The organism is Cupriavidus sp. 05N40, from assembly GCF_056397305.1.
In genome coordinates this window covers 1-8,783 of the sequence record NZ_JBFTND010000260.1, presented here as the reverse complement: position 1 = coordinate 8,783, position 8,783 = coordinate 1, and the positions used below count along the sequence as shown (strand labels likewise).

Genomic DNA, 8,783 nt, shown 5'->3' with positions numbered 1-8,783 from the left:
GTTGTTGAGCGTGTTGACGTTGATGCTCTGCAGCTGGGCGATGTTCTGGTTGACGTTGACATTGACGTTGGCCRCCGGGCCCAGTCCCTGCATCCAGGTRTTGGCGCCGCCGCGCACCGCGGCCAGGGACTTGCTGTCGAGTTCTTGGGTCAGCGCGAGGTCGCGCACGGTGATGGATGACATGATGCTGCTCCTTGAATGCAGTGATGGCCGGGGGGGGCGGCGACGATTAGCGGTAGATGTTGTTCTGGGCGTTCTGGGTCGAGTTGACATGCGACTTGATGTCRTCCGCGAAGGCCGTGTTGTTGCCGTTCATGTTGACCACGTTCTGGGTCTGGCCRATCAGYTGCGAGGCRTTGAAGGTCGAGTCGAGCTTGACCGAGCTGAACACGGGCATGAAGGGCACGAAGCCGCCGCGCACGCTGCGCATGGCGCCGGCGTCGAGTTCTTCGGTGACGGACAGGTCCTTGATGGCGATGGTAGTCATGGCAGTTCTCCTGGAAGGCGGTTGGCCAGCTGGCCGGGTATCGATTGGGACTTCGGTTCGTTTGCTGYYGAGCATCTTTGCTTCGCTCGGGAGGTACAAACGCATGGAGTGTGCCAAGGCGGGCCATGYCGGCGCRGATCGCCCGCAARCCCAGTCCCCGCCTGGATTTTTTCTTTGGCGCAGCACATGGAACCGGTGCGCGCGCCAGCTGGCACGGCAGTGCGCTGACGGGCGTGGACCAACACAATGGCGCGCGGGTGTTCGCGGGCAACAGACAGCAGCGGAAAACACACGTCAGGGTCGGCACTCGCGGCGACCGGGATTCATGGCGGCGGCGATGGCGGCGCAGGAACGGGAGGAAATGCGGGAAATGAAGGAAGCGCAGAAGGGCGCGGCGGGGAAACGAAGCGCGGGACGATGCCGGGAATGGCGCCGCGCGGCGGCGGTGCGCCGGGCTCTTGTGGCCCGGCTAGCGCAACGCCCCTGGTGCGCCCGGCGAGATCACTTCACGTAGATCGTGATCTTCTTGGAGTAGATCGGCGGATTGTGCGGGATGTGCTTGTCGTCGGCCATCAGCAACTGCAGCGTGTGCTTGCCGGGCGGCAGTTCGATGGTGGTCTCGGTTTCGCCCGCACCGAAATGCAGGTGGTTGCGGTCGTTGGGGATCTCCTTGTCCATCGGTGGCAGATCGGTATCGATGAGCAGGTGGTGATGGCCGCTGTTCGGGAACTTCACGCCGCGCGGCGCCACGCCCATGCCGCGCAGGCCGAACCACACCTTGATCGGCTTGCCGGCCGGCAGGACCTGGTTGTTGTTGGGGAAGCCGATATACAGGTAGGCATTGGGCGGCGCCGGCGTGGGACCGGCCACCGCGTTGTCCGGCATCGCGCCGTTCAGAAGCAGGCTGGCTGCGAGCGCAGCGCCCAGAATGAGCTTACGCATGAACTCTCTCCCGTTGGGTGCCGCCGGGATGGCGGTCCGGGCCTGACAGGCACCGTCAAGCATGAAGCGAAGCGGTCCTGGCAAGGCGCGCGGCCGCAGACGGCACGGTAGTACGGCAAGGCTGTGCAACGACGCCAGGATCTTTTTTGATCGTGCCTCTTATCGAACTGTGATCGTGATCTTCTTGGAGTACACGGGCGGATCGTGCGGCTTGTGATTCGCATCGCCCAGCAGCATCTGCAGCGTGTGCTTGCCTGGCGGCAACTCGATGCGCGCCTCGGTTTCGCCGGCACCGAAGTGGAGGTGGTTGCGGTCGTTGGGGATTTCCTTGTCCATCGGCGGCAGATCGGTGTCGATCAGCAGGTGATGGTGGCCGACGTTGGCCATCTCCACGCCCTTGGGGGCGACGCCCATATTGCGCAGGCCCATGCGCACCCAGAACTTGCCGCCCTCGATCACGGCGCCGTCGGGCGGCCAGATGATGTAGGCCTCGGCATTGGGTGGAGCCGGCGTGGAAAACGAGATCGAAGGCAACGCAGCCAGCAGCGATGCTGCCATGGTGCCGAGCACGGTTCGCCTGTGCATGTGAAAGGCCTCCCTACGACGGTCCGTGCTRCAGCGCGCGTGTGCGCGGCGGCACATGCATGGCAACGCGGCAAGCGCCAGGCGCGCCGGCAAGGCACCGGCGGGGCTTCCTGCACCCTTTTTCACTCTTTCGCGAATTCTCGAAAGCGCGGCGTGGATTCTTGCTCTTGATCAGCGCCCTGCATTTTCGTCATTCAGCTTAGAACGGAAAACCGTAAAAAGATACTTGACGCTACCCGGCCCGCGCCGCACGCGGCGGATGGTGCGCCCGCTGCGCCACCCGGCGTCGCAAAGCACCTCCGGATTCACAATCGCTGTGCTATGGTGGATTGAGCCAGCCCGGTATCGCCAGCGCGGCATCTTGCCTTCGCACGGCAAACCCCGGACCCGGCGCGATGGCCCGGCATCATCGTGTTTCGCCGACCACGTGACACCATCGGCACGCGGCGCGGCGATGAACTTCTGCGCCGTACGAACAAGGCCTGCATATGTGGCGAAAACTCCTTGTCGTGTGCCTGATCGGGTTGGCCACGGCCTTCCCTGCCGCAGCCGCGCCCGGAACGCCGGAGCCAGGCAGCGAGGCGCGCCTGGCGCTCGTGATCGGAAATGCCGCATACGCTGATGCCCCTCTGCCGAACGCCGCCAGCGATGCGCGCGCGATGGGACAGGCCCTCGGAGCGCTCGGCTTCGACGTCATGCTGCGCGAGAACCTCGACAGCGCCGGCATGGCGCAGGCGCTTGCCGAATTCCGGCAACGCCTTGGCAAGGGCGGCGTCGGCCTGTTCTATTTCGCCGGCCACGGCATCGAAGTCGGCGACAGGCCGCTCCTGCTTCCCGTCGACGTGCGCGGCGACGCGCCCCACCGGCTGCTGACCGGCGCGACGGAACTGGGCACGATACTGGCGAGCATGCCGGCGGCGCGCCCGGGCGGGCGCAATATCCTGATCCTCGATACCTGCCTGGACAATCCGTATCGCGGCGCGACGGCGATGCCGCCGGCCGCGCCCCCCGCAACCGTGATCGCCTACGCCACGGCGCCCGGCGCCCGCGCCGGCGACGGCGCCTTCACCGCCGCGCTGCTGCAGGCGATGCGGATGCCCGGGACCGATGCCGAGACCGCCCTGCGCCGTGCCGGCCAGATCGTCAGCCAACAGACCGGGCTCGGGCAGCAACCATGGATATCGTCGTCGTTGCCGGCACCGTTGCGGCTTGCGGCGCGCGTGGCGGCCGGGGATGCCGGCGCCGGTGGCATCGCAGCGCCTGCCGGCGGACCGACACGGGTGTCGCCATTACAATATGCACAGCGCGGCATCCTGCCCAAGGACAGCGACGAGCAGTACGAACTGACCTTCTGGGAATCGATCAAGAACAGCAATTTCTCCAGCGACTACGAGGCGTACCTGAAGGCCTACCCCAATGGCCGCTTCGCACCGCTGGCACGGGCCCGCATCGAGCGCCTGCGCGCCAGCGGCGCCAAGCCCGAGACGGGCACCCCCGCCGCCCCCCCCGAACGGTCCCGCCCGGGGTCCGCGTCGACAGGGCCGTCTGCCGCGCAGGGCACCGTCACGCCGCCCCCGGCACGCGCGCAGAGCGGCAAGGTGCAGGGGCCGGCGAGTGCGCCGGCAACTGCGCCGCCCGGCGCGACGGCCGGTGCCAGCACGCCCGCGCCCGGCTCGCAGCGGGCARTGGCAAGCGGCGCCGTCACGGTCGACATCAAGCCCGGCGAGCTCAAGGACTGCCCTGCCTGTCCCGTGCTGCACAGCCTGCCGGCGGGCAGCTTCACCATGGGCAGCAACGGTGGCGACCCGACCGAGAAGCCTCCGCACCGCGTGACCATCGGCCAGCCCTTCGCCATCGGCAAGTACGAGGTCACCGTCGAGCAATGGAGCGCCTGCGCCGATGCCGGCGGCTGCCAGCGCATCGCCACGGTGGCCGGCGCGGCGCGCAACGCGCCTGTGCGCGACATCAGCTGGGACGATGCCCAGCAGTACCTGGCGTGGCTGAGCAAGACCAGCGGCAAGGCCTACCGGCTGCCCACCGAGGCCGAGTGGGAATACGCGGCGCGCGGTGGCACCAGCACGCTCTACTGGTGGGGCGACCAGATGCGCAAGGGCACCGCCAACTGCAAGGACTGCGGCGACCCGTGGAACGCCGACACACCGGCCAATGTCGGCTCCTTCGCCGCCAACGGCTTTGGCCTGCACGACATGAACGGCAGCGTATGGGAATGGGTGGCCGATTGCTGGCACATCTCCTACAAGAACGCGCCGGTGGACGGGCGCGCCTGGGACGACCCCGGCTGCAGCGTGCGTGTGATCCGTGGCGGCTCGTGGCACGAAGGCGCGAGCTACATGCTCTCCTCCACCCGCTTCAAGTACAGCGCCAGCGTGCGGCAGTCGCAGAACGGCTTCCGCGTGGTGCGCGACCTGAAGTAGGTCGCCTGAAGTAGGCCACCCGAAGCAGGCCGCCCGAAGCAGGCCGCGGACGGGCCCGGCAGCGAAGCGCGCCGGGCGCCTAGCGCGGCCGGGTGGATATCTGCACGATGTCCGCGCCGATGCGGTCCTCGCCATGCTTGGCCGCCATCGGCCCGAGTTGCCGGTCAAGCGCGCGCAGATAGTCCTGGCGCGACTCCGCTTCGGGCCGCAGCGCGTCGAACAGCGGCGCGGGCGCGGTGAGCAGCACGATCAGCTCCGTGCCGAACGGCTTGGAGATCACCCAGTCGCCAAGGCTGCCGATTGTGGCGCTATAGCTCGCCGGCGCCTGGTTGGCCTTGGAACGGGCGCTCGGCACCATGTGCACGACCTTGCCGTCGGCCATGTAGTAGTCCACGTAGACGTAGGTATCGTATGGCGGCGTGGTGATATCGACGATCAGCGGCGTGCCTTCGGCAAGCTGCCCGCCGGGCGCGCGCGTGCGGATGGTGGCGAGCGCATCCCCGCTGCGGCGCCCCGACCAGTAGGGCGAGACAAGCTTGACCACGTCGCACTTGTCGTCGCCCAGCGGCTGCACTTCCAGGTTCACGCTCTGCACGCCCGGCACCGCGCCCAGGTCTTCCTTCAAGCGCTTGACGCCGAAGCGTTCCGCCACGAACCCGCGCACCTGCAGTTCGTGCTCGCCGTGCGCGGAGGCGGCCAGCAGCGAGCAAGGCGCGCGCGCCAGCACGGCCGCCACGGCAGGCATCGACAAGGCGCGCGGCGGCACGGCTTCCGCGCGCGCCGGCGGTTGCTCGGGTGCCTTGTTCCCGGCGGGGGGCACAGCGCCGGCCGGGGCTTCCGCCTGCGTCTTGACATCGGCGGCGCCGCGCGTGCGCCACGCAAAATAGCCCACGCCGCCCACCACCAGCAGGCCCGCCAGCGAGGCCGCGCCCAGCTTGGCCAGCGACGGCATGCCTGAACGCTCGGCGCCCAGGTCCGCCAGGAAGCGCGCCACGGTCGGCGTACGCGTGGCGCGATCGAACGACAAGGCAGCGCGCAGCGCCCGCCATTGGCCGCGCGAGAGCGTCTTCGGCCGCTGCAGCTTCAGGCCGCCGCTGCGCGCCTGGTTGGCGGAAAGCCGCTCGTACGGGTGGCGGCCGGTGAGGAGTTCGTAGGTCACGCAGGCCAGCGCATAGATATCGTCGCGCGGATCCGGCTCGCTGTGATCGAACATCTCGGGGCTGGCATAGGCAGGCGTCATGCCCCCCAGCGTGCCGGGATCGAAGACGGTGGGATCGGCATCGTCGGCCGGCTGCTGGAACACGCGCGCGATGCCGAAGTCGATCACCTTGACTTCGCCGCTGTCGGTGATGAACACATTGGCGGGCTTGAAATCGCAATGGACGAAGCCGCGCTCGTGCGCGTACGACAGCGCGCGCGCCATCCCCGTGATGATGGGCAGCGCCTTGCCGTAGGGCATGCCGGCGAAATCGGGCGCGCGCAAGATGCGGTTGAGCGATTTGCCCTGCAGGTACTCCATGGTCAGGTAGACCACCGAGCCGTCGCGGTCGAAGTCGTAGACGGTGACGATGTTCCGGTGCGCCAGCGTCTGCGCCTTGCGTGCCTCTCGCTGCAGCGCGATCAGCGATTTCGGGTGACCGCGGAACTGCACATTGAGAACCTTGATGGCGATATAGGGCTTGCGGTCCGAGGCTTCCAGCTTGCGCAGGTCGAGCGCCTTGAAAACCGTGCCCATGCCGCCCACACCCAGGCATTCCTCCAGTACGAAGCGGCCATTGAGCGTATCGCCCACGCCCTTGACGGGCTCGCCGGCCGGGATGGCCTGGCCGCCGGCCGCCGCGACCGAGGCGCCGGCCGAAGGCGACGAAGGCGTGGAAGGCATGGACGCACCGCCCGCCGGGCCGGTCTCCATGCGGGTCTCCTCGCCACCCTCCTCGAACTGCGTGTTGCTGCGGCGCTCGATGCGGCGCAGCACCTCTTCATAGACGCCCGGCGGCAACGGCACGCGCGTGTTTTCCTCGCTGAGCATTTCCGCCAGCTGCCGCGCGCTGGCCTGGTCGGCGGCCAGGGTGCGGTCGATGCGGGCAAATAGCTCTTCGTGCGACAGACCACCGCTTTGGAAGGTTMGTATCAGGTCCGGAATGCTAGGCATCGATGCAGCCGCGACGTAGTAGCGCGAAGTTGCGCATTGAGCGCCCACTCGCCATTCTCCAGCGAGTACCTGCCCACGATGGATACTAGTGCGCACTCATGGCAATCGCAAACCCCCCGTGCATCGCATCAACGGCCGCGCGCGGCGCATGCGCCTCGTGGCAGGCCTGTCTTGCGCCAGGTGTCGTGCGCAAGCGAACACAAGCGGCGACAGTGTTGGCCGCGGCCCGTCAGCCCACGGCACCGCCGGCCCGCCCGCGGGTACGCCGCATGTGCAGCGAAGCAGCCGAAGCCCAGTGCCAGCCTGGCTTTGCGGACAATTTCCGGCGACATGGCCYGCCTTGGCACACTCCATGCGTTTGTACCTCCCGAGCGAAGCAAAGATGCTCGACAGCAAACGAACCGAAGTCCCAATCGATACCCGGCCAGCTGGCCAACCGCCTTCCAGGAGAACTGCCATGACTACCACCCTCGCCATCAAGGACCTGTCCGTCACCGAAGAACTCGACGCYGGCGCCATGCGCGCCGTGCGCGGCGGCTTCGTGCCCTTCATGCCCGTGTTCAGCTCGGTCAAGCTCGACTCGACCTTCAAYGCCTCGCARCTGATYGGCCAGACCCAGAACGTGGTCAAYATGAACGGCAACAACACGGCCTTCGCGGATGACATCAAGTCGCATGTCAACTCGACCCAGAACGCYCAGAACAACATCTATCGCTGATGTTGCCGCCGCYCTGCCGGCCCCGCCGAGCGCGCCAACCGAATTCGCACATCACTGAGTACCGGAGAACTGCCATGACTACCATCGCCATCAAAGACCTGTCCGTCACCGAAGAACTCGACGCCCGCGCCATGCGCAGCGTGCGCGGCGGCTTCGTGCCCTTCATGCCCGTGTTCAGCTCGGTCAAGGTCGAYTCGACYTTCAAYGCCTCGCARCTGATCGGCCAGACSCAGAACGTGGYCAACATGAACGGCAACAACGCTGCCTTCGTGGACGAYATCAAGTCGCGCGTCACCTCGACCCAGAACGCCCAGAACAACATCTACTGAGCAATGCGCGGCCGCCACCGGCGGCCCGCGGCGCCAGCGGGATCGCCAGACCGGCCCCGCACCGAATTCGCAAACCACTGAATACCCGGAGAACTGCCATGACTACCATCCTCGCCATCCAGGACCTGTCCGTCACCGAAGAACTCGACGCCCACGCCATGAGCACCGTGCGCGGTGGCACCGGCTTCGTGCCTTTCGTGCCGGTGTTCAGCACCGTCAAGGTCGATTCGACCTTCAACGCCTCGCAACTGATCGGCCAGACGCAGAATGTGGTCAACATGAACGGCAACAATGCTGCCTTCGTGGACGACATCAAGTCGCATGTCAACTCGACGCAGAACGCCCAGAACAACATCTATCGCTGATGTTGCCGCCGCCCGCCCGGCATGCCGGGCAGGGCGGCTTCCTGCCGCCGCCGGGCAGGGCCGGCCACCTTGCATTTTCGGGTTGGATCGCGCCGCGGGCGGATACACAATGAATGCACAGCGTATGGCGAGACCTGCCTGGTTGCTCGCGGGAGACGATCGTGCCTTGTTTACCTATTCCGTGTGTTGCGCGCGTCGCGCGCGCTACCCTGCAGCGCTACCTGCTGGCGGGCACATGCTTGCTGGCGCTGGGCGGTTGCGCCGATTTCCGCCCGCCGGTGTACGAGCGGCCGGAGACCCCTGCCAAGCCGGAATGGTCCCGGCAGGGCGCGATCACGGTGTCGGCTGCAGACACCATCGTGCCCAACTGGTGGCAGGCCTTTCGCGATCCCTATCTGGACGGCCTGGTCGACAAGGCCATCGCGGGCAACTATGACATCAAGGTGCTGGCCGCGCGGATCAAGGTCGCAGGCGCGCAGATCGCGGAGGTCAGGGCGGGTGCGCTGCCGGTCTTCGACGTGGGTGCCGGCGCGAGTTTCGAAAAGAGCACCGGGCAGCCTCTCACGAGGACCTACAACCTCGGCACCCAGGTCAACTGGGATATCGATATCTGGGGCAAGGTCGAGAAGGGCGTGCAGGCGCAGAAGGCCGAGTTCAATGCCACCGAGGCGGACTGGCGTGCCGGCTACCTCACCCTGGTTTCGGCCGTGTCGACCACCTATTTCCAGATCCTGCAGTTCGACGAGCAGATCGACCAGCAGACCCGCACC

At 67.0% G+C, this 8,783-nt stretch carries 10 protein-coding genes; 5 read left to right on the top strand and 5 right to left on the bottom strand.

Annotated elements, in window-relative coordinates; translation table 11 throughout:
• The 4 genes from AC1DO7_RS36655 to AC1DO7_RS36640 all read right to left on the bottom strand — a co-directional run.
• Positions 1-183 (bottom strand): hypothetical protein (locus tag AC1DO7_RS36655; protein ID WP_477117249.1); only part of this gene is annotated, 183 nt, incomplete at its 3' end.
• A 46-nt stretch (positions 184-229) separates the two neighbouring features.
• The gene (locus AC1DO7_RS36650) at positions 230-487 is read right to left on the bottom strand and encodes a hypothetical protein (protein WP_441624367.1); all 258 of its coding nucleotides are present in this window, start codon (positions 485-487) and stop codon (positions 230-232) included.
• Positions 488-988: 501 nt separating this feature from the next.
• Entirely contained in the window at positions 989-1,429 is a 441-nt protein-coding gene (locus AC1DO7_RS36645; protein ID WP_441624375.1) for a DUF4399 domain-containing protein, read from the bottom strand.
• A 159-nt stretch (positions 1,430-1,588) separates the two neighbouring features.
• Positions 1,589-2,014 carry a DUF4399 domain-containing protein gene (locus tag AC1DO7_RS36640; protein WP_441624373.1) on the bottom strand — a complete coding sequence of 142 codons (426 nt, stop codon included), beginning with the start codon at positions 2,012-2,014 and terminating at the stop codon, positions 1,589-1,591.
• Between the two features lie 488 nt (positions 2,015-2,502).
• Between AC1DO7_RS36640 and AC1DO7_RS36635 the strand changes: the two genes are divergently transcribed.
• Positions 2,503-4,449: an SUMF1/EgtB/PvdO family nonheme iron enzyme gene (locus tag AC1DO7_RS36635; protein WP_477117248.1), complete on the top strand. Its 1,947-nt coding sequence runs from the start codon at positions 2,503-2,505 to the stop codon at positions 4,447-4,449.
• 79 nt (positions 4,450-4,528) lie between these two features.
• On the opposite strand, the gene AC1DO7_RS36630 is transcribed toward AC1DO7_RS36635, so the two are convergent.
• Positions 4,529-6,601: a serine/threonine-protein kinase gene (locus tag AC1DO7_RS36630; protein ID WP_477117247.1), complete on the bottom strand. Its 2,073-nt coding sequence runs from the start codon at positions 6,599-6,601 to the stop codon at positions 4,529-4,531.
• A 457-nt stretch (positions 6,602-7,058) separates the two neighbouring features.
• Between AC1DO7_RS36630 and AC1DO7_RS36625 the strand changes: the two genes are divergently transcribed.
• The 4 genes from AC1DO7_RS36625 to AC1DO7_RS36610 all read left to right on the top strand — a co-directional run.
• Complete coding sequence (locus AC1DO7_RS36625) at positions 7,059-7,319, top strand: hypothetical protein (protein WP_441623717.1); 261 nt, start codon at positions 7,059-7,061, stop codon at positions 7,317-7,319.
• Between the two features lie 74 nt (positions 7,320-7,393).
• Positions 7,394-7,648: a hypothetical protein gene (locus AC1DO7_RS36620; protein WP_477117246.1), complete on the top strand. Its 255-nt coding sequence runs from the start codon at positions 7,394-7,396 to the stop codon at positions 7,646-7,648.
• 98 nt (positions 7,649-7,746) lie between these two features.
• Complete coding sequence (locus AC1DO7_RS36615) at positions 7,747-8,013, top strand: hypothetical protein (protein WP_441624082.1); 267 nt, start codon at positions 7,747-7,749, stop codon at positions 8,011-8,013.
• 113 nt (positions 8,014-8,126) lie between these two features.
• Positions 8,127-8,783: TolC family protein (locus AC1DO7_RS36610; protein WP_477117245.1), on the top strand; the 657-nt coding region annotated here is incomplete at its 3' end.